The organism is Ruegeria sp. CH5 (genome assembly GCF_056537025.1).
The window spans coordinates 1,225,450-1,245,985 of the sequence record NZ_JBQFQT010000001.1 but is presented as its reverse complement, the minus strand read 5'-3'; the positions used below and the strand labels follow the sequence as shown (position 1 = coordinate 1,245,985).

Annotated in this window: 23 protein-coding genes; 12 read left to right on the top strand and 11 right to left on the bottom strand. The window is 63.1% G+C overall.

Annotated features, from left to right (window positions below; genetic code table 11):
• Window positions 1-9 precede the first annotated feature (9 nt).
• Both ACR0JC_RS06225 and ACR0JC_RS06220 read right to left on the bottom strand, forming a co-directional pair.
• Window positions 10-615, bottom strand: a complete 606-nt coding sequence (locus tag ACR0JC_RS06225) for a ferric reductase-like transmembrane domain-containing protein (RefSeq protein WP_170337997.1) — start codon at window positions 613-615, stop codon at window positions 10-12.
• Between the two features lie 5 nt (window positions 616-620).
• The gene (locus ACR0JC_RS06220; RefSeq protein ID WP_170337999.1) at window positions 621-1,109 is read right to left on the bottom strand and encodes a peptidase associated/transthyretin-like domain-containing protein; all 489 of its coding nucleotides are present in this window, start codon (window positions 1,107-1,109) and stop codon (window positions 621-623) included.
• Between the two features lie 205 nt (window positions 1,110-1,314).
• On the opposite strand from ACR0JC_RS06220, the gene ACR0JC_RS06215 reads away from it, so the two are divergent.
• From ACR0JC_RS06215 to ACR0JC_RS06205, 3 genes are all read left to right on the top strand, one after another.
• Complete coding sequence (locus ACR0JC_RS06215; protein ID WP_170338001.1) at window positions 1,315-2,157, top strand: phytanoyl-CoA dioxygenase family protein; 843 nt, start codon at window positions 1,315-1,317, stop codon at window positions 2,155-2,157.
• A 102-nt stretch (window positions 2,158-2,259) separates the two neighbouring features.
• Window positions 2,260-3,222 (top strand): pirin family protein, encoded by a 963-nt coding sequence (locus tag ACR0JC_RS06210; RefSeq protein WP_170338003.1) that lies wholly within the window; start codon window positions 2,260-2,262, stop codon window positions 3,220-3,222.
• A 78-nt stretch (window positions 3,223-3,300) separates the two neighbouring features.
• Window positions 3,301-4,278 (top strand): 2-dehydropantoate 2-reductase, encoded by a 978-nt coding sequence (locus ACR0JC_RS06205; protein WP_170338005.1) that lies wholly within the window; start codon window positions 3,301-3,303, stop codon window positions 4,276-4,278.
• 13 nt (window positions 4,279-4,291) lie between these two features.
• Here the strand turns inward: ACR0JC_RS06205 and ACR0JC_RS06200 are convergent, their stop codons facing one another.
• Together ACR0JC_RS06200 and hrpB are read right to left on the bottom strand one after the other, a co-directional pair.
• Entirely contained in the window at window positions 4,292-4,747 is a 456-nt protein-coding gene (locus tag ACR0JC_RS06200) for an NUDIX hydrolase (RefSeq protein WP_170338007.1), read from the bottom strand.
• A 71-nt stretch (window positions 4,748-4,818) separates the two neighbouring features.
• Window positions 4,819-7,269 (bottom strand): ATP-dependent helicase HrpB, encoded by a 2,451-nt coding sequence (gene hrpB / locus ACR0JC_RS06195; protein WP_170338010.1) that lies wholly within the window; start codon window positions 7,267-7,269, stop codon window positions 4,819-4,821.
• A gap of 126 nt (window positions 7,270-7,395) precedes the next feature.
• Between hrpB and meaB the strand changes: the two genes are divergently transcribed.
• The 3 genes from meaB (at window position 7,396) to rpmB (ending at window position 10,125) form a co-directional block, all read left to right on the top strand.
• A complete protein-coding gene (gene meaB, locus ACR0JC_RS06190) occupies window positions 7,396-8,373 on the top strand; it encodes a methylmalonyl Co-A mutase-associated GTPase MeaB (RefSeq protein WP_170338012.1) in 978 nt (325 codons plus the stop codon).
• A 156-nt stretch (window positions 8,374-8,529) separates the two neighbouring features.
• Window positions 8,530-9,666, top strand: a complete 1,137-nt coding sequence (locus ACR0JC_RS06185; protein WP_170338014.1) for a Hint domain-containing protein — start codon at window positions 8,530-8,532, stop codon at window positions 9,664-9,666.
• Between the two features lie 171 nt (window positions 9,667-9,837).
• Window positions 9,838-10,125, top strand: coding sequence for a 50S ribosomal protein L28 (gene rpmB / locus ACR0JC_RS06180; RefSeq protein ID WP_039532366.1), 288 nt, complete (start codon window positions 9,838-9,840; stop codon window positions 10,123-10,125).
• 69 nt (window positions 10,126-10,194) lie between these two features.
• Here the strand turns inward: rpmB and ACR0JC_RS06175 are convergent, their stop codons facing one another.
• Entirely contained in the window at window positions 10,195-10,605 is a 411-nt protein-coding gene (locus ACR0JC_RS06175) for a hypothetical protein (RefSeq protein WP_254430691.1), read from the bottom strand.
• 530 nt (window positions 10,606-11,135) lie between these two features.
• On the opposite strand from ACR0JC_RS06175, the gene ACR0JC_RS06170 reads away from it, so the two are divergent.
• Window positions 11,136-11,486: a hypothetical protein gene (locus ACR0JC_RS06170; RefSeq protein ID WP_170338018.1), complete on the top strand. Its 351-nt coding sequence runs from the start codon at window positions 11,136-11,138 to the stop codon at window positions 11,484-11,486.
• A gap of 43 nt (window positions 11,487-11,529) precedes the next feature.
• Window positions 11,530-12,003: a copper chaperone PCu(A)C gene (locus tag ACR0JC_RS06165; RefSeq protein WP_170338019.1), complete on the top strand. Its 474-nt coding sequence runs from the start codon at window positions 11,530-11,532 to the stop codon at window positions 12,001-12,003.
• A 101-nt stretch (window positions 12,004-12,104) separates the two neighbouring features.
• Here ACR0JC_RS06165 and ACR0JC_RS06160 read toward each other — a convergent pair whose 3' ends face one another.
• Both ACR0JC_RS06160 and ACR0JC_RS06155 read right to left on the bottom strand, forming a co-directional pair.
• Window positions 12,105-12,713 (bottom strand): HdeD family acid-resistance protein, encoded by a 609-nt coding sequence (locus ACR0JC_RS06160; RefSeq protein WP_170337580.1) that lies wholly within the window; start codon window positions 12,711-12,713, stop codon window positions 12,105-12,107.
• Between the two features lie 52 nt (window positions 12,714-12,765).
• Window positions 12,766-13,461, bottom strand: coding sequence for an NAD-dependent deacylase (locus tag ACR0JC_RS06155; RefSeq protein WP_170338021.1), 696 nt, complete (start codon window positions 13,459-13,461; stop codon window positions 12,766-12,768).
• Between the two features lie 27 nt (window positions 13,462-13,488).
• Between ACR0JC_RS06155 and ACR0JC_RS06150 the strand changes: the two genes are divergently transcribed.
• A complete protein-coding gene (locus ACR0JC_RS06150; protein ID WP_170338023.1) occupies window positions 13,489-13,932 on the top strand; it encodes a low molecular weight protein-tyrosine-phosphatase in 444 nt (147 codons plus the stop codon).
• On the opposite strand, the gene ACR0JC_RS06145 is transcribed toward ACR0JC_RS06150, so the two are convergent.
• Together ACR0JC_RS06145 and ACR0JC_RS06140 are read right to left on the bottom strand one after the other, a co-directional pair.
• A complete protein-coding gene (locus ACR0JC_RS06145) occupies window positions 13,929-14,891 on the bottom strand; it encodes a LysR family transcriptional regulator (RefSeq protein WP_170338025.1) in 963 nt (320 codons plus the stop codon). The two genes, ACR0JC_RS06150 and ACR0JC_RS06145, sit on opposite strands and share 4 nt — an antisense overlap.
• Before the next feature lie 67 nt (window positions 14,892-14,958).
• The gene (locus ACR0JC_RS06140; RefSeq protein WP_093962696.1) at window positions 14,959-15,270 is read right to left on the bottom strand and encodes a hypothetical protein; all 312 of its coding nucleotides are present in this window, start codon (window positions 15,268-15,270) and stop codon (window positions 14,959-14,961) included.
• Window positions 15,271-15,615: 345 nt separating this feature from the next.
• Here ACR0JC_RS06140 and lepA point away from each other — a divergent pair, with 345 nt between their 5' ends.
• Window positions 15,616-17,415 carry a translation elongation factor 4 gene (gene lepA, locus ACR0JC_RS06135; RefSeq protein ID WP_170338028.1) on the top strand — a complete coding sequence of 600 codons (1,800 nt, stop codon included), beginning with the start codon at window positions 15,616-15,618 and terminating at the stop codon, window positions 17,413-17,415.
• A gap of 67 nt (window positions 17,416-17,482) precedes the next feature.
• Here lepA and ACR0JC_RS06130 read toward each other — a convergent pair whose 3' ends face one another.
• Complete coding sequence (locus ACR0JC_RS06130; protein WP_170338030.1) at window positions 17,483-18,196, bottom strand: class I SAM-dependent methyltransferase; 714 nt, start codon at window positions 18,194-18,196, stop codon at window positions 17,483-17,485.
• Between the two features lie 323 nt (window positions 18,197-18,519).
• Between ACR0JC_RS06130 and ACR0JC_RS06125 the strand changes: the two genes are divergently transcribed.
• Both ACR0JC_RS06125 and ACR0JC_RS06120 read left to right on the top strand, forming a co-directional pair.
• Window positions 18,520-18,834 carry a hypothetical protein gene (locus ACR0JC_RS06125; RefSeq protein WP_110644555.1) on the top strand — a complete coding sequence of 105 codons (315 nt, stop codon included), beginning with the start codon at window positions 18,520-18,522 and terminating at the stop codon, window positions 18,832-18,834.
• A 123-nt stretch (window positions 18,835-18,957) separates the two neighbouring features.
• A complete protein-coding gene (locus tag ACR0JC_RS06120) occupies window positions 18,958-19,410 on the top strand; it encodes a hypothetical protein (RefSeq protein ID WP_093962693.1) in 453 nt (150 codons plus the stop codon).
• A 954-nt stretch (window positions 19,411-20,364) separates the two neighbouring features.
• On the opposite strand, the gene ACR0JC_RS06115 is transcribed toward ACR0JC_RS06120, so the two are convergent.
• Entirely contained in the window at window positions 20,365-20,502 is a 138-nt protein-coding gene (locus tag ACR0JC_RS06115) for an entericidin A/B family lipoprotein (protein ID WP_093962692.1), read from the bottom strand.
• Window positions 20,503-20,536: the final 34 nt, after the last annotated feature.

The window sequence follows — 20,536 nt, the reverse complement described above, 5'->3', positions numbered from 1 at the left end:
GCCCGTCGCTTAACCCCGCGGTTTCACGACCCAGACCTGCAATCTGATCAACGCCCCGACGCAGGCGAATAATACAAGCCCGCACAATGTGGCCTTGGTGACGGTTTCCATTGCGCCCTCGATCAGCAGGGCATGAACGACCGTGCCCAGGATGGTCACCAGCGCAAGACTGGCATGGGCCAACCGCCAGGGGCGGAACCGCCATCCCAGCCGGCTGCGCAGCGCGGCCAGCGCCGCGGCGGCGAACGCTGCCCACATGGCCGCCACGCCCCAGGCCGAGAACGAGGTAGGCGACCGGAACAGCATGGCATCCACCACGTCCGGGGGGCTGGTGATCCACAACCCGCCCACATGCAGGGCAATCATGGCGATCAGGGCGATGCCGACCCAGCGGTGCACCATTCGGCTGTTCATCGCGGTCAGCCCCGGCAACATGCGCGCAGCCAGCAGCGGCTGTACCAGCAGCAATCCCAACCCGATGACTCCGGCAAAGCCCGCAGCGATGTAGATCGGGCTGCGCCAGGCCAGATACGGGCTGAACCCCGCCACCACCACAGGCACCGCGATGGCCGCGATCAGCGCCAGCCAGACAGCAAGGACGCCCGTGCGCGGCACGTGGTTCAGACCGGTTGCAGAACGAAATGCGCGGCGAGAGTCTTGTCGCGCGCACTGGACATGATCGGGCGCAGGAAGACGGTCTCGAATTCGCCGCTGTCATAGGCCAGATGTCCGTGCGGCTGACCAAAGGCCGGCACGATCTGCGGCATCTCCAGCCGGAATTCTCCGTTCGCATCGGTCAGGGTGGCGCCGTGGCTTTGCGGGTCGCGCTCGTGGCCTTCTGTGGTATGCGCCCAGACCTGGATGCGCTGACCGGGCAGGGGCGCGCCGTCGCCGGCCCGCCGTACTGTGCCGGTCATCCAGAAACCGCCGCCGCCGATCCGGTCGACGATTGGCGCGCCCGGGCGGTAGTTGTTCGATCCGCCCCGCATCGACGGGGTCGGTGCCAACCCACTGGCTCGGGCAGGCATGATGAGGCCGCTGCCGGCCGTGGCGACCAGAGCGGTGCCGGCCACCAGCATGGTTCTTCGGTTCAGTGAATCTCCGGGCATCGAAACCTCTCCTGTGCTGACCCGGCAGCTGTTCCAACCGCCACAGTGGAAGCATAGCACGATCACGGCTCATTCCGAGCGTTCCGGGCAAAATCCGGCCAACCAGCGAACGAAAGCGCGTGGAATGGACCGAGGCGGCAAAAGTCTTTGACGCCTGCGCCTTTCAGGTGCGATCCTTCTGGTTGCGTCACCAAGGGGGAAGCCGATGACAGATGCCAACCTGCTGACCAAGGATGAAATCACCGCCTTCCGCCGCGATGGCGCGGTGGTGCTGCGCCAGAAATTCAGCGCGGACTGGCTCGAGTTGCTGCGCGCGGGCATCGACGCCGATCTGCAGACCCCGACCGAGAACTTCACCCGCCACACCAAGGACCCGGACGCGCCCGCCTATCTCGAGGATTTCTGGGCCTGGAGCAAGATCCCCCAGTTCGAGGAATTCGTCCGCAGCTCGCCCTGTGCGCCGATCGCGTCCGAATTGCTGGGCGCCGCGCCGATCAATCTGGTGATGGACAACTGGTTCCTGCGCGAGGCCGGATCGACCTCGCGCCCGCCATTCCATCAGGACCTGTCCTATTTCGATTTCGAAGGCTCGATGTGCGTGCTGTGGCTGCCGCTTGAGCCGGTCAGCAAGGACAACGGGATCGCTTTCGTGCGCGGCTCGCACCTGTGGGACAAGCTGTTCATGCGGGTGCGGTTCGCCGACGGGCACCCCAGTTATGAACCCACTCAGGTTGCAGGCCGCACCTATCACCCGCCACCGGACGTGAATGCCGACCCCAGCGCCTACGACCTGCTACGATGGGATATGGATCTGGGCGACTGCATCTATTTCGACATGCGCACGCTGCACGGGGGGCTGTCCTCGGTCACGCCCACGGAAACCGTGCGCCGCTTCACCCTGCGCATGACCGGGCCGGACGGGGTGATCCGGTATCGCGGCGATTGGGCCAAGGAGGAGCGGGCGCAGTTTGAAGCCGCCGGCTATGCCGAGGGCGACCGGATCGCCGGCCCGTTTTTCCCGCAGCTCTGGCCCCGCGCACAGGACTGATCCGGGGCGCAGCCTGTCTGTGCGCAGATGCACTTTGTCCGCTGGTATTTTGCGCTAGATTGGCAAGGGTGAACATCCCGCCGCACCGGATTGGAGGCCGACATGAGCTGGAACCCCACCCACAGCCCCGAATGCGTCAGCGAAGGTTCGGCGCTGGAGACCCTGATCATCCCGCGCGCCCGCGATCTGGGCGGGTTCGAGGTGCGCCGCGCGCTGCCCTCGGTCAAGCGTCAGTTGGTGGGGCCCTTTATCTTCTTCGATCAGATGGGTCCGGCCGAGTTCATCACAGATGGCGGCATCGACGTTCGCCCGCATCCGCATATCGGGCTGGGCACGGTCACCTACCTGTACCAGGGCGAGTTTGAACATCGCGACAGCCTTGGCACCCATCAGATGATCTATCCCGGCGAGGTCAACTGGATGGTCGCGGGCCGCGGCGTTACCCACTCCGAACGCACCAGCGCCGAAACCCGCGCCAAGCGGCACAGCCTGTTCGGCATCCAGACCTGGATCGCGCTGCCCGAAGCGCACGAAGACATGGCCCCCGATTTCGAACATCACAAGCAGGGCGCGTTGCCGCATATCCAGGATGCCGGTGTCAGCGCCCGGCTGATCCTCGGCTCGGCCTATGGGGAAACCAGCCCGGTCACGATGCTGTCTGAAATCTTCTATCTGGACGTGCAACTGGATCCCGGCGCCGCGTTTCCGCTGCCCGACGATCATGAGGATCGGGGCGTCTACGTCACCCAGGGCTCGGTCGAGATCGCGGGTGACCGGTTCGACGAAGGCCGCATGATGGTCTTCCGCCCGGGTGACCGCCTGTCGGTGACCGCCGGGCCGGCGGGGGCACGGCTGATGCTGCTGGGCGGGGCCACGATGAATGAGGATCGGTATATCTGGTGGAACTTCGTCTCGTCTTCGAAGGACAAGATCGAAACGGCGATCCGCGAATGGAAATCCGCCGATTGGGCCAACGGCGCCTTCCACCTGCCGCCGGGGGACGAAAACGAGTTCATTCCGATCACCCCGGAGCTGGAACGCACCAAACCCCGGCGCGCGCGCTGAACGTCACGTCAGCGCCCGTCTGGCTTGCCCGCCCGCGCGATCCCGGCGATCCTTGGCGGCAAACGGGAAAGGGACGGCATGAAACTGGTGATCGCGGGCGCGGGCAGCATCGGATGTTATTGCGGGGGCCTGCTGGCCGATGCCGGGCATGATGTTACGCTGCTGGGCCGGGCGCGGGTGCTGGATCCGATCCGGCAGAATGGGCTGACCGCGACCGACTATTCGGGCCTGCGCAAAACGATCCCCGCCGACCGTCTGACCCTGTCCGATGACCCCGCCTGCCTGTCCGACGCCAATCTGGTTATGGTCACGGTAAAAACCGGCGCCACCGCCGAGATGGCCCGTTTGATCGCCGCGCATGCCCCTTCCGCGGCCCCGGTCATTTCGTGGCAGAACGGGATGGAAAACGCCCGCACCCTGCGCACCGCGCTGCCCGGGCGGGACGTGCGCGCCGGGATGGTGCCGTTCAACGTGGTGCCTTCCGGTCCGGCCATCTGGCATCGCGCGACATCCGGCGACATCGTGATCCAGTCCGGCCCTGGCGGGCTGGCGCGCCGCCTGTCCTCGTCCGATCTACCCGTCACCGAAACCGATGGGATCGAGGCGGTGCAATGGGGCAAGCTGGTCATCAACCTCAACAACGCGCTGAACGCGCTGTCGGGCCTGACCCTGCGCGAACAGCTCTTGAACCGCGACTGGCGCCGTCTGATGGCCGACCAGATGGCCGAGGCGCTGGCGGTTCTGGCCACCTCCGGGCGCCCCGTGGCCTCGACAACGCCGCTGCCGGCTTGGATGACGCCGCATATCCTGCGCCTGCCCACACCGCTGTTTTCGCGCATCGCGGCACGGATGCTGACGATCGACCCCGCCGCGCGCACCTCGATGGCCTATGATCTGGATGCCGGTCGCCCAACCGAAATCGACAGCCTGCAGGGCGAGATCACCCGGCTGGGCCGCGAAACCGGCACACCGACCCCGATCTGCGATCGGGTGGCAGAGCTGATCACGCGGGGTGAAACGGGTCCGCTGACCCCAGATCAGTTCCGGCAGGGCTGAGCGGTGCCGGCGGTTAGATCCGCAACAGCAGCTTTTTCAGCTCTGGTTCATGGACGCGTTCGGACGCCTCTTGCGGCGAGACCCACTCGCGGGTGCGTTCGTGCATTTCGGGAAATTCATCGGCCAGTTCGGTGACCCGCAGCCGATAGACCGTGGTGCAGACCGGATCGATCACGCCACTTTTGCGGACCTTGCCGTAGCAGTAGCTGCCGACCGGCTCTGGATCGACCTCGGCGGTGCGCACGCCGGCCTCTTCCCAGGCCTCCTGCGCTGCGGCTTGGGCCCCGTTCAGCCCGTCAATCGGCCAGCCCTTGGGGATGATCCACCGCCCGGTGTCGCGGCTGGTAACCAGCAGCACCTGCGTATCGGGGTCATCGCCACGGGTACACAGCGCCGCGAACTGCACGAGGCGCGGACGCTGAAACAGGGGTTTCAGAACCCCCTCCCAGAATTTGTGCAGCAATGTCATTGCGGGTGCCTGCCGTTTTTTTGTTGTTCTGCCTTCCAGACGGCGAGAGATATCAATCTGACAGACGGTATTCAAGCACCCCTGCGTTTGGCCCGCAGGGTCGGGTCGGCCTGGGTCGGGTCCTCGGGCCAGGGGTGCTTGGGATATTGCGCGCGCATGTCCTTGCGCACATCGGCATAGGACCCGGCCCAGAACCCCGGCAAGTCGCGGGTGATCTGGATCGGGCGTTGCGCGGGGGACAGAAGGGTGATCTTCAGCGGCTCGCCGCCCACCATCGGGTGCCGCGTGACCCCGAACATCTCCTGAAGGCGAACGGCGATTTCGGGCACCGCCTTGCCATAGTCGATCGGGACCTTGCGCCCCAGCGGCGTGACGAAGGCCGGGGGCGCGCGGCGGTCCAGTTCCTGCATCTGGTCCCAACTCAGCCGCGCCTGAAGGGCGGGCAGCAGGTCGAACCGCTTCCAATCCTCGGCACTGCGCACGCCCGTCAGCATCGGCAGCAGCCAATCCTCAAGCGTGTCCATCAGCCCGCTGTCCGAGAAATCAGGCAGGTCGACGCCCGCCGCCCGCACCAGCTCGACCCGCGCTGCCAGTCGCGCGGCCTTGCCCTCAAGACGCAGCCCCAGATCGCGCACGCCGTCCAGCATCGCGCGGGCCACGGACTCGTCGGGCACGTCCTTCCAGATGCGGGCATCCAGCACCAGCGCACCGAACCGTTCCTGCCGCCGGGCCACCACCCGGCGGTCCCGTTTCGACCAGGCGCAGGTCTCAACCCATTCGATCTGGTCGGCGAACAGCGCGCGGATCTCGGCCTCGGTGATCTGCGCGGCCATGCGCAGCCGGGCCTCGCGCGGGTTGCCGTCAGTATCGATGGCCACCAGATACGGCGCCGCGGCCAGCGGATCGCCGGGGTCCATCACCACACCCTTGCCGCCCGACAGCACATAGCGCGGCGCGTCGCCCTTGCGCCGCTGGCCGACCCGGTCGGGATAGGCCAGCGCGGCCATCGCCGCCGGGCTCAGCGGGTCGCCTTCGGTCTTGATCTGGCCGCGCAGCCGTTTCGCCTCGGACCGGATTCGGTCCAGAACGCCGGGATTGGCGGGCCAGATCCGGTTGCGCTGATAGGCGCGCGGATCGCGTAGCGCCTCGAGCCGCAGCGACAGGTCCACCGGCGCGCCCTTCAGCGGATCGCGCTCGGCCATCAGGGCGGCAAGCGGGGCGGCCTGCGCGCCGGCCGTGACCAGCATGTGCCCCAGCCGCGGATGCAGCGGCAGACCAGCCAGTGCGCGGCCATGTTCGGTGATCCGGCCCTTGCCGTCCAGCGCGCCCAGCATCCGCAGCAGCGCGCGCGCCTCGGCCAGCGCCCCCTCGGGCGGTGGTGTCAGAAAGGCCAGATCCTGCGGCTCGGCTCCCCACAGGGCCAGTTCCAGCGCAAGTCCGGTCAGGTCGGCGGCCTCGATCTCGGCGGGTGGAAAGGCGGGCAGGGCGCCTTCCTCACCCTTCGACCACAGCCGATAGCACAGGCCTTCGGCCACGCGGCCTGCACGGCCCGCGCGCTGGGTCGCCTCGGCGCGGGTGACGCGCTCGGTCACCAGCCGCGACATGCCCGAGCCCGGATCGAACCGCGCGCGGCGGGCCTGACCCATGTCCACCACCACCCGGATGTCCGGAATGGTCAGCGAGGTCTCGGCGATCGCGGTGGCCAGCACCACCTTGCGCCCGGATTCGGCCGGCGCAAGGGCGGCGCGCTGGGCGGCAAAGGGCAGGGCGCCGAACAACGACCGGATCGCGCAATCGCCGGGCAGCCGCCCGGCCAGCGCGGCCTCGGCCCGGCGGATCTCGCCCTCGCCGGGCAGAAACACCAGAATGCCGCCGCCGGTGGTGCGGGTGTCGCGCTCGGCCTGAACCACCAGATCGACCAGCGCGTCCAGCCGCCGCGCCTGTGGGCCCAGCGGGCGGTCCAGCCAGCGGGTCCGGACCGGGAAACTGCGCCCTTCGGATGTCACCAGCGGCGCGTCCATCAACCGCGCCACCGGATCGGCATCCAGCGTGGCCGACATTGCCAGCAGGATCAGGTCGTCGCGCAGCGCGCCGGCGACCTCGAGGCACAGGGCCAGCCCCAGATCGGCGTTCAAAGAGCGTTCGTGGAATTCGTCGAAGATCACTGCACCCACACCGGGCAGATCGGGCTCGGATTGCAGCATCCGGGTCAGGATGCCTTCGGTCACCACCTCGATCCGGGTGGCTTTCGACACTTTCGCCTCGCCCCGCACGCGATAGCCGACGGTCTCGCCCGCACGTTCGCCCAGTGTCTCGGCCATGCGTTCGGCAGCGGCGCGGGCGGCCAGCCGCCGCGGTTCCAGCATCACGATCCGCCCGTCGCACAGGCCGGCGTCGCGCATAGCCAGCGGCACGCGCGTGGTCTTGCCGGCCCCGGGCGGAGCCTGCAGCACGGCGCGGCCGCGCGCGCGCAGCGCGTCGATCAGGTCGGGCAGGGCATCGTCGATCGGTAGACGGGTCATGCCGCCTTATCGCCAAAGCCCCGGCCAAGGTCCAGAACGCCTGCGTCAAATCCCGCGCGCGGCGGTACTGGACAAACCCCGCCCATCCCCGTCATCTAGGGCAGATTTCGACGAAGGACCCCGCCCATGACCACAGCCGAGCTTGCCGACAGGATCCTCAAGGGTGACCGCCGGGCGTTGGCACGTGCGATCACCCTTGTCGAAAGCACCCGCGCCGATCACCGCGCCCAGACGGCACAGCTGCTCGACGCGCTGTCAGGCGCCGGGCGGCAGGCGCTGCGCATCGGCCTGTCGGGAACGCCGGGTGTGGGCAAGTCCACCTTCATCGAGAGTTTCGGCATGATGCTGATCGGGCAGGGGCTGCGGGTGGCGGTTCTGGCGGTCGATCCCAGCTCGGCCCGGTCGGGCGGCTCGATCCTGGGCGACAAGACCCGGATGGAACGCCTCAGCCGCGAGCCGTACGCCTTCATCCGCCCCTCGCCCAGCCAGAGCCATCTGGGCGGCGTCGCCCGCCGTACGCGCGAGGCCATCGCCCTGTGCGAGGCGGCCGAGTTCGACGTGGTTCTGATCGAAACGGTGGGCGTGGGCCAGTCGGAAACCGTAGTCTCGGAAATGTCCGACCTGTTCCTGCTGCTGCTGGCGCCGGCCGGCGGCGACGAGCTGCAGGGCGTCAAGCGCGGCATCATGGAAATGGCCGACCTCATCCTGATCAATAAGGCCGACGGCGACCTGAAAGCCACCGCCACCCGCACCTGCGCCGACTACGCCGGGGCGCTGCGCCTGCTGCGCAAACGCCCGCAGGACCCCGAGGGCTTTCCCAAGGCAATGACAGTCTCGGCGGTCGAGGAGCACGGACTGGACCAGGCCTGGGGCGAGATGCAGGCCCTTGCCGACTGGCGCAAAAAGAACGGCCATTGGGAGGCCAACCGCGCCGAACAGGCCCGCTACTGGTTCGACCAGGAGGTACGCCACGCGCTCCTCGCCAAGTTGGAGACCCCGCAGGCCCGGTCCGAGATGGACCGGCTGGGCGCCGAGGTCGGGTCGGGGCGGCTTAGCCCCTCGGTGGCGGCCGAGCGGATGCTGAGGACTCTTGCATCCGGGTAACACCATTGCCCGCGCGGACAGGAAAACTTGGCGCAACGCCCAAGAGTTCTGTAGCCTGAGTGCAGGTGAAATCCTTGGTTGTGGCGCCCAGCACATAGAAAAACTGGGGCGCAGCTGGCTGGCCGTGACCAAGCGGAGAAACAGGACCCGCCTCTTATGCCCGATATCTTTGGGACAAACGGCGACGACGATATCGATGTCACCAATGACAACGGTACGCTGAACGGCACCCCTCAGGGTACGCCGATCGATGATATCCGCGCGCGCGGCGGGAACGACATTATCACTGTTACCAACAGTACCATCTCTGACAGTGTCCGTGGAAATGCTGGGATCGATACGATCACGGTGATCGGCAGCACGATCGGCGGTCAGGTAAGGGCCGGATCAGACGACGACACGGTCACGCTGCAAGGCTCGGTCATTGGCAATATCCGCCTGGGCGGCGGAAATGATGTTCTGAACTTCCGCAGCACCAGCGTGTCCGGCGATGTGCGCGGTGGCAGTGGTACCGACACGCTGAACCTGCCTGCTGGAACCGTGGTTAATGACAGCTCGTTCGGGACATTTACCGTGTCTGCCGGCACCAGCTATTCGTTGACCAGCGGCAGTTTCACCCTGCCGTCGGGTATTACAGTCACCTATTCCGCATTTGAAAACGGATCCGGCGTTCCCTGCTTTACCGCTGGCACGAGCATTCTGACTGACCGCGGCCCGGTACAGGTGCAAGACCTGCGCACCGGTGACCTGATCTGTACGGCCGAGAGCGGCAACCAATCCATCCGCTGGATCGGTCGGCGCAGGTTTGATGCGGTTGATCTGAGGGCCAATCCGAAACTGCGCCCAGTTCGTATTTGCGCCGGGGCTTTGGGTGCAGGGCTGCCCACGCGGGACCTGTTGGTTTCCCGCCAGCACCGCATGATGGTCGGTTCTCGCATCGCGCAACGCATGTTCGGCCAGTCTCAAGTTCTGATTCCCGCGATCAAGCTGACGGCGCTGCCGGGGATATTCGTAGATTGCACGGTCGACAGCATCGAGTATTTCCATCTGCTGCTCGATCGGCACGAGATTCTGTTTGCCGAATCCGCGCCGACCGAAAGCCTGTATACTGGCCCTGAGGCGCTGAAATCTCTGGGACCCGTGGCAAGGACTGAAATCCTTGCGATTTTTCCGGAACTGGCTGATGAGAACCACGAATCCGAACCCGCTAGGTTGATCCCGATAAGCCAACAACAGGCCCGTCTGATTGCTCGTCACCTCAAAAATCACAGGCCTTTGCTTGTTGATGCCTGAGCCGTTTCAGGGCCATTTATTGGCAAGGAAAGATTTCGCAGCTGCTGTCTTGACCCTTCCGGCGATTCCCACTAAACGCATCCAACCAGTTTTCGGGCGCGACTTCGGGTTGTGCCCCTTGTGATTTGGCTGCGGATTGATGCCCGGCCTCCAGAAACAAAGGAAGAAACCATGTCGCGCCGTTGCGAACTGACCGGAAAAGGCCCGATGACTGGCAACAATGTCAGCCACGCCAAAAACAGAACTCGTCGTCGTTTTCTGCCCAACCTGAACGACGTGACCCTGCAGTCGGAAACCCTGGGTCGTGGCGTCAAGCTGCGCATCTCGGCCGCCGCGCTGCGCTCGGTCGATCACCGTGGTGGTCTGGACGCGTTCCTGGCAAAAGCCAAGGACGAAGAGCTGTCCGCCAACGCGCTGAAAGTGAAAAAGGAAATCGCCAAGGCGCAAGCCTCGGCCTGATTTTCCCAAAGACTGTTTCGTGGCCCCTGTACCCGTTGGTGCAGGGGCTTTTCGTTTGTCTTTGGATCCTCAACCAGTCTCAAGCCTGTATTTCAGGAACTGCGCGCCGGAATAGGTTTCCGGACCGACATAATGCGCGCCGATACGCCGTAGCGCAGAGAGATTGCGGCGGGACGGTGGAAGCAGAAAAGTGACATAGGGAATGCGTTCATCGGCTCGGGCGAATGCGATGGCCTTGCGGGTGATGCGCGTGCCCAGACCGAAGGCATCCGCCGTCAGGACCAGGCCGAAATCCCATTCCCGGCCTTCACGCTGGAAGCCGCCCCAGCCGACATAGCAACCGCCGGACGTGATCGCCCAGTGCCCAAGCCCGTCGCATTCCCAGCAGGCCTCTTTTGCGTCTATGAAGGCCCGCGCCATCGCGATGTCCCAGGGCCCCGTCAGCAAAGGCAGATGCCAAGCGACGCGGGGATCAGACATGTGCCGTGCGATTTCAGCCGGCTCAATCTGCGGCAGCCTGAGGAACTGGATTTCTGTGTGCGCTTTGAGTGGCATGACCACGATCTACGCCTGAATTTCTGCCTAAACCAGAGCGTCCGGATCACTTTGCCGTTGGGCTGGTGCCGTGCGCGGTGTCGGTGCGGAACGCAGAAGGACGCGACTGCGTGACTTTGTTCACATACAGGGTTTTGAATCTGTTTTATGTATGCGGTTATTCTACGGCGGAGTGTGGTAATGTCTGCGAATACTTCAATTATTATTTCCTTCCTTTCGACTCTTCTGGTTGGCTCATTTTCCAGCTGTGCGCGGATGCAGCGGCGGGTGAACCGGCTGCATACCGGTCTCAACACCGGTCCGGATGATCGCGGAATTCTTTGAAGGTCTCGATCAAGACAAATTCAGGGGCCGGCCAGTCAGGCCGGCCCTTTTTCTTGGTTCGCGCCAAACTGTCTCAGCGTTCACGAAGGCACTTGAAGTCCGTTTCCGATCGGGCCTAAACGTCTGCCAAGATGACCCGATCCTATCGCCTCGTGTTGCCGTTGCTACTGTCGCTGATGCTGGTTCTGACAGGCCAGAGTTTTGCGGCGTCACGGGGATTGAATGCGGCGGTCGGTCAAATGGTGCTTTGCACCGGGAACGGTCCTGTGGTTGTCTATATGGACGAGCACGGCCAGCCCACCAAACCACCTCATTTCTGTCCCGACTATGCGCTCAACTTGCTGGGTGCGGTTCTGGATGCCCCGTCGCCTGCACCGAAAGGGCCCGAGCGGGCACAGTCTGACATTCCGCTGCATTCCGACAACCTTGTTGCGGCTCCGATCCCGCAGCGACCGGCGCGCGCGCCGCCGGCCCCTGTCTGAGACCCTTCGCAACACAATCAGACAGTTAAAAAGGAGAGGCGAGATGCCCTTCAAATCATTCCTGCCCGCTATTTTCGTCGCTGCAATCATGTCCACCGCCGCCCATGCGGAAAGTGTGATCTCGGTTGAGGATGCCTACGCCCGATCCTCGGGGGCTAATGCCAAGGCTGGTGCGGCCTTCATGATGATCCGCAATTCAGGCGACACCGATGATCAACTCGTCGCTGTGAAATCCGATATCGCTGCACGGGTCGAACTGCATACGCACAAGATCGACGACAACGGCGTGGCCAAGATGATGGAAGTCGAGGAGGGTTTTGCGATCCCCGCCGGCGAGGCGCATATGCTGCAGCGGGGCGGAGACCATGTGATGTTCATGGGGCTCAAGCAGCCGTTTGAGCAGGGCGCAACCATACCCGTCACTTTGGTTTTTGAGCAGGCCGGTGAGGTCGTTGTCGAGATTCCCGTGGACCTGGAACGGAAAGACGGCCACGGGCATATGAAGCACTCGAACTGACAGCACGCCTGTCTTCGGGCCGCGATGCGGCCGTCATCCATGCGTCAGGCCGGGGCAAGCCCCGGCCTGTTCGCGTTTCAACTGCCGATCAGCGTTGTTCTTCACTTGTTGACAACGCGCATCGAAACCCGTTCTCCGGCCCGTTTGAAACGTGCGGCCATGAACAGCATAACGCCGGCAAAGGCCAAGGCGGAGAACGCGATTGCCCAGCCCAGTGCGACGACGCCGCTTCCGGGCCAGAAGATCAGCACCAGCCCGATGATAAGGGCCACGATGCCCGAGTTCCGAACGGTCGCGCGTTCGGGGTCCAGCTGATGCATCTGGCCCAGCGAAATCAGCGAGCCGATCCCGATGATCAGCGCCCAGGCGCCCAGCAGAAAGAACGTCAGACGTGCTGTGCCTTCCGGCCAGATCAAAAGGACCAGCCCAATCAAGACCGCCCCGATACCCGCGCCTCCGATCAGTCCGCGCCGCCCGAAGCCGAGCAGGGTCAAGCCGCCATCGAGGATCAGCAGCACCCCTACCAGCCGTAGCAGCAGTGCGATGCTGCCGGTTGGCCAGAACAGCGCGGCGATGCCAACGGCCCCCGCAAGCAATCCGCGCAGCAGGAACGTCCACCACAGATCCGCAAGGGTGTCGCCCAGCGCTTCGCGGCTGTCGATGCCTTCGTCGTCAACGATTTCACCACGGGGGGCTTCAGGCTCGGTCATCTGTTTCTCCTGGTTCAGGTTCTTTCAGCTTAGCCCAGCAGAATGATCCGTGTCACCTGCGGCCCAGCAAGTCATCGACCCAGCGTGGCACGATCTGGGTGGCGGGGCCAAGCAGCGTCTGATCGAAGCTGGATGCACCAACCGAAGGCTCGAGGTTCAATTCGACCGTCTGTGCGCCCGCAGCTATGGCTTCGTGCACGAAGGCCGCAGCCGGGTAGACCTGGCCAGAGGTTCCGATGGCGGCGAATATCCCGGCCTGTGCCAGATGGTCGTAAATCTGATCCATGTGGTAAGGCATTTCGCCGAACCACACGATGTCGGGTCGGGCGGTTTCCGCGCGGCAGGCGGGGCACGGTTCGCCCACGGACATTTCCGCTGGCGCCGTCCAGCGATGCTCGCAGGAGGCGCACAGCGCGCCGGACAGGATGCCGTGCATGTGGATAACCCCGGTCGCACCTCCGGCTTCGTGCAGGCTGTCCACATTCTGCGTTACGATCACCACTTCTCCCGGCCAGTCGCGCTGAAGCCGGGCCAGTGCTGTGTGGGCTGCATTTGGGTCGGCGCCACCCGCCTGCACCCGGCGCGCGTTGTAGAAGCCATGAACAAGGGCAGGGTTTCGGGCAAAACCTTCGGGTGTCGCCACGTCTTCGATCCGGTGCTGGGCCCACAATCCGCCTTCATCGCGAAAGGTGCCCAATCCGCTTTCCGCCGAAATCCCGGCTCCAGTCAAAATCACGATCTTTTCCATTCGCCCTCCACACGCTAAACCCGAGCCATGTCACAGCGTATCCTGTTTGTCTGTCTCGGCAACATCTGCCGTTCCCCTGCTGCCGAAGGCGTTTTTCGTATCAGGGCGCCTCATCATGCCTGCGACAGTGCCGGAACGTCCGACTGGCATGTCGGGGATCCACCCTATGCGCCGATGCAACACGCGGCTCGCAACCGAGGGCTGGAGCTGAGCGATCTGCGCGCGCGCCAGTTTGCGGTGTCTGATTTCGACAGGTTTGACCTAATTATTGGTATGGACAGCGAAAATATCGCCAAGATCGAGGCTTTGCGCCCGGCCGACAATCCTACACCCGTACGCTTGCTGACCGAATTTGAGCCCCACACCGGCGCTGATCATGTGCCCGACCCCTACTATACCCGCGATTTCGACGGGGCGCTGGACCTCATCGAAGCCGCCGTGGATGGGTTGGTGGCATATCTGGACGGCTAGCCGCCGATCACCTTCAACTGTCCGGACAACCAGGGCAAGCGGGAAAGGGCTGGTTCGATCATCTGGCTTTGCATCAAACGGCGCGTCATGCCCGCGACTTCGCGCGGAACCTGATCTGACCAGTCAGACCTAGTGAAGAGGGAAATAGTGCGCGAGAACTCTCCGAACGGAGCCGGGTAGACATCCATGCCTTCGTGGAAGCGGGCTGCCCGCATGTATCCCAACGGCGTGGTGATCGCCCAGCCAAGGCCACGCGCCACCATCGCCATCAGTGCCAAGTGCGACCCGATCTCGAACCGCTCTTCGAACTGCAGCTGTTGCCGCGCCAGGTGGCTTTCGATTTGCCGGCTGATCAACTGTTCCCGCGCATAGCGCAGAAAGGGCAGGGTCTGCAAAGCGGCCTCTACGCCCCCATTGGCCACACCGCCCTTCGGCGCGACCAGAATGAAAGGATCCTGTACCAAAGGGTACTCCACCACGCCTTCCAGCACCTCGCCGCTATGGGCCGAAACCGCCAGATGCAGACGTTGCGAAGCCAGTGCCTCAAAGATTTCGAGGCTGGGGAGGGTTATGAGTTTGAACTTGGAACGGGTCAGACTGTCGGCCAGCAACGTGGCAAGGCGCGGGGTCAGGTCATTGTCGAAATCGTCGATCAGGCCGATCGAAAGCGTGCTCAGATGACCCAGGTCCATGACAGACAGCTCGCTTTGGGCCATCTGCAACTCGGCCAGTACGGATTCGGCCCGCGCCAGAAAGCTGCGCCCGGCTTGGGTCAGGCGCATGGGTCTGCGCCCGTGATCCACCAGGTCCGTGCCCAGAGCATTCTCGAGATTGCGCAACTGCTGGCTGACCGATGGCTGGCTGAGTCCGGTAATCTCGGCAGCCTGCGCCACCGAACCGGTCCGCGCCAAGGCCTCGAACACCTCGAGACCGCGCAGGGTCAACCCTTTCGTCACCATAAGATTTCCCTTTCACTGCGCCATTACTGAGGCGCAGGGCGGGTCAGGTCAAGGATCGCGGTCAGCGTCAGCTGCAGATCGCCTGCGCCATGCGGCCAAAGTTCTGATACCGCTCCCACAGCGCGTCATCGCGGGCGGATTTCGACATCTTCAGCTCTTGGGCCTGATGCGGGTCCGTGAACCATTTGGCCACGGTTTTCTGGTCTTTGTTGGTCAAAGCCTGATCGGCCACCCGCTGGATGCACTTGCATCTGTCACGTGTCGCAGCCGAACGGTCGGACGCCAAACATGCACGTTTGATCTGCGCCGCTTCGGTCATGGCCGGGGCCAAAGTGGTCAGCGACGTGGCGCATAGCGCGATTATGAGGAACTGTTTCATGCTCATGCCTCGTTTTGCCTGCCCGGAGGAGTCTTGTGTCCCTCTCGGCTTGCGGCGCAGTATCGTCCAAGTTTTCCTACCGTTCAACAATTTGCTTTCAGAAACTCCCTACCTGAGTCGAAAGTGCCGCGGTTGGCACTATGGTCGGCCGTGGCATGCCCTTCGCACCCCGTTTTGGGCGGTGTAACGCGGCCGAGTTCGTTCTGTGCACGGCCGCCTCGACACAGCTGAGGCCTTGGAACGAAGCCAACCGCAGCGTCGTGGCTTCATCGCGCTGAAATATGGGGTGTTCGCCGTGCTGTCTCACCTTGACCAGCGCCCGATTTCGAACCATATCCCGACGCTATGACAGACCTCGCTCATATCCGCAATTTCTCCATCGTCGCGCATATCGACCATGGCAAATCCACCCTTGCCGACCGGCTCATCCAAGAGACCGGAACGGTGCAGGATCGCGACATGAAGGAACAGCTGCTCGACAGCATGGATATCGAGCGCGAACGCGGCATCACCATCAAGGCCAACACGGTCCGCATCGACTATACCGCCGACAATGGCGAAAAGTACGTGCTGAACCTGATCGACACTCCCGGCCACGTGGACTTCGCCTATGAAGTCTCACGGTCCATGCGCGCGGTCGAAGGCTCGCTGCTGGTGGTGGACTCGACGCAAGGGGTCGAGGCGCAGACGCTGGCCAACGTGTATCAGGCCATCGACGCCGACCACGAGATCGTGCCGGTTCTGAACAAGATCGACCTTCCGGCCTCGGACTGCGACCGCGTTGCCGAGCAGATCGAGGACGTGATCGGCATCGACGCCACCGACGCCATCCGCGTCTCGGCCAAGACGGGCGAGGGGATCCATGAGACGCTCGAGGCGATCGTGAACCATCTGCCCGCGCCCAAGGGCGAGCGCGACGCGCCGCTCAAGGCGATGCTGGTGGACAGCTGGTACGACGCCTATCTGGGCGTGATCGTTCTGGTCCGCATCATGGACGGCGTTCTGAAAAAGGGTATGCGGGTCAAGTTCATGTCGAACGGCACCCTGCACCATGTCGACCGCGTCGGCGTGTTCCGCCCCGAGATGCAGATGGTCGACCAACTCGGCCCGGGTGAGATCGGCTTCCTCACCGCCTCGATCAAGCAGGTCCGCGACACCCGTGTGGGCGACACCATCACCAACGACCGCAACGGTGCCGAAACCGCTCTGCCGGGCTTCAAGCCCGCGCAGCCGGTGGTGTTCTGTGGCCTCTTCCCCGTGGACAGCGCCGAATTCGAAGACCTGCGCGACGCGATTGAAAAGCTGGCCCTGAACGACGCCTCGTTCTCGTACGAAATGGAAACCTCGGCGGCGCTGGGCTTTGGCTTCCGCTGCGGCTTCCTCGGTCTTCTGCACCTTGAGGTCATCCGCGACCGCATCGAACGCGAATACGATATCGAGCTCATCACCACCGCGCCGTCGGTGATCTATCACGTCTACATGAAAGACGGCGAGATGATCGAGCTGCACAACCCCGCCGACATGCCCGACATGTCCAAGGTCGACCACTTGGAAGAACCGCGCATCAAGGCCACCATCCTTGTGCCCGACGAATACCTGGGCGACGTGCTGAAACTCTGCCAGGACCGCCGCGGCATTCAGATGGACCTGACCTATGCGGGCAGCCGCGCGATGGTCGTCTATGACCTGCCGCTGAACGAGGTCGTCTTCGACTTCTACGACCGCCTGAAATCGGTGACGAAAGGCTATGCCAGCTTCGACTACCAGATGACCGGCTACCGCGAGGACAGCCTGGTCAAGATGTCGATCCTGGTGAATGACGAGCCGGTGGACGCGCTGTCGGTCATGGTCCACCGCGACCGCGCCGAGACCCGCGGCCGCGCCATGTGCGAAAAGCTGAAAGAGCTGATCCCGCGCCACATGTTCAAGATCCCGATCCAGGCGGCCATCGGCGGCAAGGTCATCGCGCGCGAGACCCTCTCGGCGCTGCGCAAGGACGTGACCGCGAAATGCTATGGTGGCGATGCGACGCGGAAGCGGAAGCTGCTGGAAAAGCAGAAAGCCGGCAAAAAGAAGATGCGCCAGTTCGGCAAGGTGGATATCCCGCAGGAGGCGTTTATTTCGGCGTTGAAGATGGATGGGTGAGGCTTCGCAGGAATTTCGTTGCCTAAGAGATATCAGTTGCCCGAAGGTCGGCGCGGTTCAGATGATTTCATACCTTGGCGCGAATGATATGGAAATCACACTCTACTAACCCGTTGGATTGATAGTCCAATGGTTTTGAGAAATTGATTCTTCTAAGTTGCCGGTCGGCCACCCGAACATTTCGCATCTGGAAATCGTCGTGAACGACAAACCCATCGGTTGGCATCAGTCCGCCAATCGCAATGGCTTCCCGAAGGTGTGTGTCCTTTGAGCCGTCAAGATGAAGAAAATCAACAGTCGCATCCGGGTTCTCAAGCTGGAACCGGGGTGTTTCGATCAAAGAGTTCCCCTTAATTAGTTCGACCCGATCGCTAAATTTGTACCTGAGCCAGTTGAAAGCCGCCGGTACGTAAATATCCACGCGCGCCCAACGCTGGTTCAGACGTTCGCAAACGTCCAAACCTACGCATTTCAGCTCGGGGTTAGCCATAAGCGCCAGCAACATGCTGTGGCCAGCATTCACTCCAATTTCGAACAGGCAAGTCGATCGCCGGGCCAGTTCGAAGAAGTTTCTGCGTTTGGATTCGAATTCTGTATTCAACGGCAGGTTATGAAAGTCCCTTTCCAAGTGTTTATAAAACAAATTCCCGTTAATAACTGCAGGTTCCCCGGCTCGAGCCAGATTATCCACGATATAGTCGTTGAGATCCTGAAGAGTGTCTTTCCAGCTGGATGAGGTGATGAGGTCGTTGTAGTCAGCGGCCCGGTTGCTGGAGTCCATGGTCTGTACCCTCGTGTGTGTGGCTCCGTCGACAAATAACCAATCCAGCCAGCTGGTGAAACTTCAAAAAATTCAAGTCACCCTCGGGGGCAAGGCCGGGCCGAAAAAACCTGTGATATAGCTTCGGGCCAGTCGCCTCGTGCCTCCCCGCTGAACGGCCGCCGCAGCAGCGGTTGCGCACTGGAGCTCCGTCTGTTCAGCCCAAAAACGCTCCACAGGACCGTTTCCGACACGGGCGTCGCCTCGTAAAGTAACCCACTTCACAGCCCCACCGACCCGCACCTGCTAAGGTTGAGCCAACGGAAACCAGCGGCGGAGGCCCCATGTCCATGATACCCATCATCGCGCTTGGATCGGCGGGTCTCTATTCCGTGGCCATGATCTCGATGAAGTTCTGGTGGAAACTTCCCGGCCTCGGGTTGGGTCTGCTGATCGTCGCCACTTTGCTGGCCGCCGCGACGCTGGAACTCGCCGCGCTGCGCGACGAACGGCTGGGCATCATCTATACCGGCATTCTGGGGGCCGAGGTGGTGCTGATCGCCATCGCCTCGTTCTTTCTGTTCGGCGAGTCCTTTTCCTACCGCGAGGGGCTGGGCATCGCCCTTGTCATCGCGGGCACCGCGCTGGCCTGGGCCTGAGCCCGTCGGTGAGCGCCGCATGAACCCTTCATGAAGTTTCCCTTAGGTAAGTTGTAACGGCCGCGCGCCCTTCCAATCTGTTCAGCAGGCCAGCAAGGCCGGCCGATCAAAGGGAGAGAGCCCATGACCAGATACATGACCGCCGGCGCCGCCGCCGTGGCCGCGACATTGACTATGGGCTCTGCCGCCCTGGCCGATGCAATGCCCGACCTGCGCGGCACGTGGACGGCCAGCCAGACTACGGTGTCGCCCTCGAACGCCAACACCGCCACCGCGCCGCGGTTCAACACCTCGGAATGGGTGCTCGAGATCCAGGCGCAGCACGAAAACGTGTTCTGGGGGCCCAGCATGTGGCGACGCAACGCCATGGATGACTGGACGATGTATGAGGCCACCGGCTCGATCAGCCAGGATGGCTCGGGCAAGATCGGCATTGTCGAAACCGCTGCTGATCCGACCTCGGGCGTCAACGCGCTGATCGATGCGCGGTACGAGGACGGCAAGATCTATGCGGATTTCCGTAGCCTGCGGACTGGAACCACCTACAGCACGGTTCTGGAACGACAGGTGAACTGAAGCGTTTCCGGCCCAGGCGGTTGTAGGGGGTAGTTGCCGTTGCCCGATTCTGCGGGAGACGGAGAGTAGTAGGTTGCCTCGTCCGGGTCGGAACGCTTCTCAATTTGTGGGCTGCACGTTCGTTCACCGTTGCGTGTGGCGACTCATCGATGGCGATTCGAGCGATATGCCCGTACCTGTCAGGTCAGGACCGCCATGAGGGCCGGGATTCTCCCTTCGCACCCGCAGAAATCGCCCAATTGACCGGAGAGAAATCGGCTTTCGGCTTTTCCCAGCGCAACCCAGCCCGGTTTCATCATTTCCCGACTTATCCACATCGTCTTCCAGCCGGATATCAACATTTTATCCCCGGCTATTTTTCATGCTGCAGTGCTATTCTCTTGCCGGATGTGAGGGCGAGTGCCAAGGTTCAGTCATCGCCAAGGTTCATCACGATCCAAGGCGGGACGCAAAGGTCAGGGGGTCCTGGCACCGTAGGCAGATCTTAGGATTTTCGTAGGGTTGCAAGGGCTTACCGGTAGGTGACCAGTCAAGAGGGGCGCAAGCCCGGCTTGAGCGGTCAGCTTCTCAGACGGCCAGAGCGGGCGGCAGAGCGCCATCAGGTGCTTTGCGGCAGCGAGGTCCCCTCGGGGGCTGAAGCAACTGGATCGGGGCGTCCCTCGGGCGTGTCGACCCGGCAAGGCGTCAGGGGTGTCCGCAAGGGCACATGCAAAGACCGCGTCTGCGCACCTGGCGCCTTTTCCTTTTGCCGATTTCGGTTTCGTACAGGCTTCCACTCACCGCCCGTCAGAACGGGAACGGGGTTCTTGCGCAATTGCACAAGAACCCCGCAGTCGTGTCAGTAATGCATTACCGCGTCTATGCACCTGTGGCAGGGACCATAGTCCGGTCGCCCGGAACTTTCAACCATATGTTGGCGGTGCTGCGCCGCTGTCCACTAGATGCTGACGGGTGTCAGAGGCTTTCCTGAACGTCCGTCGCCGCGCCCTGGATGGCGTCGCCGGCTTTTTCGATGTCTTTGCCCGCGCCTTTTGCGGTTTCACAGGCCGTCAGGGCCAAAAGGCTCAACCCGATCAGAATAGTGCGGATCATCGATATCTCCTTGGTTGGTCGACTACCAATCGGT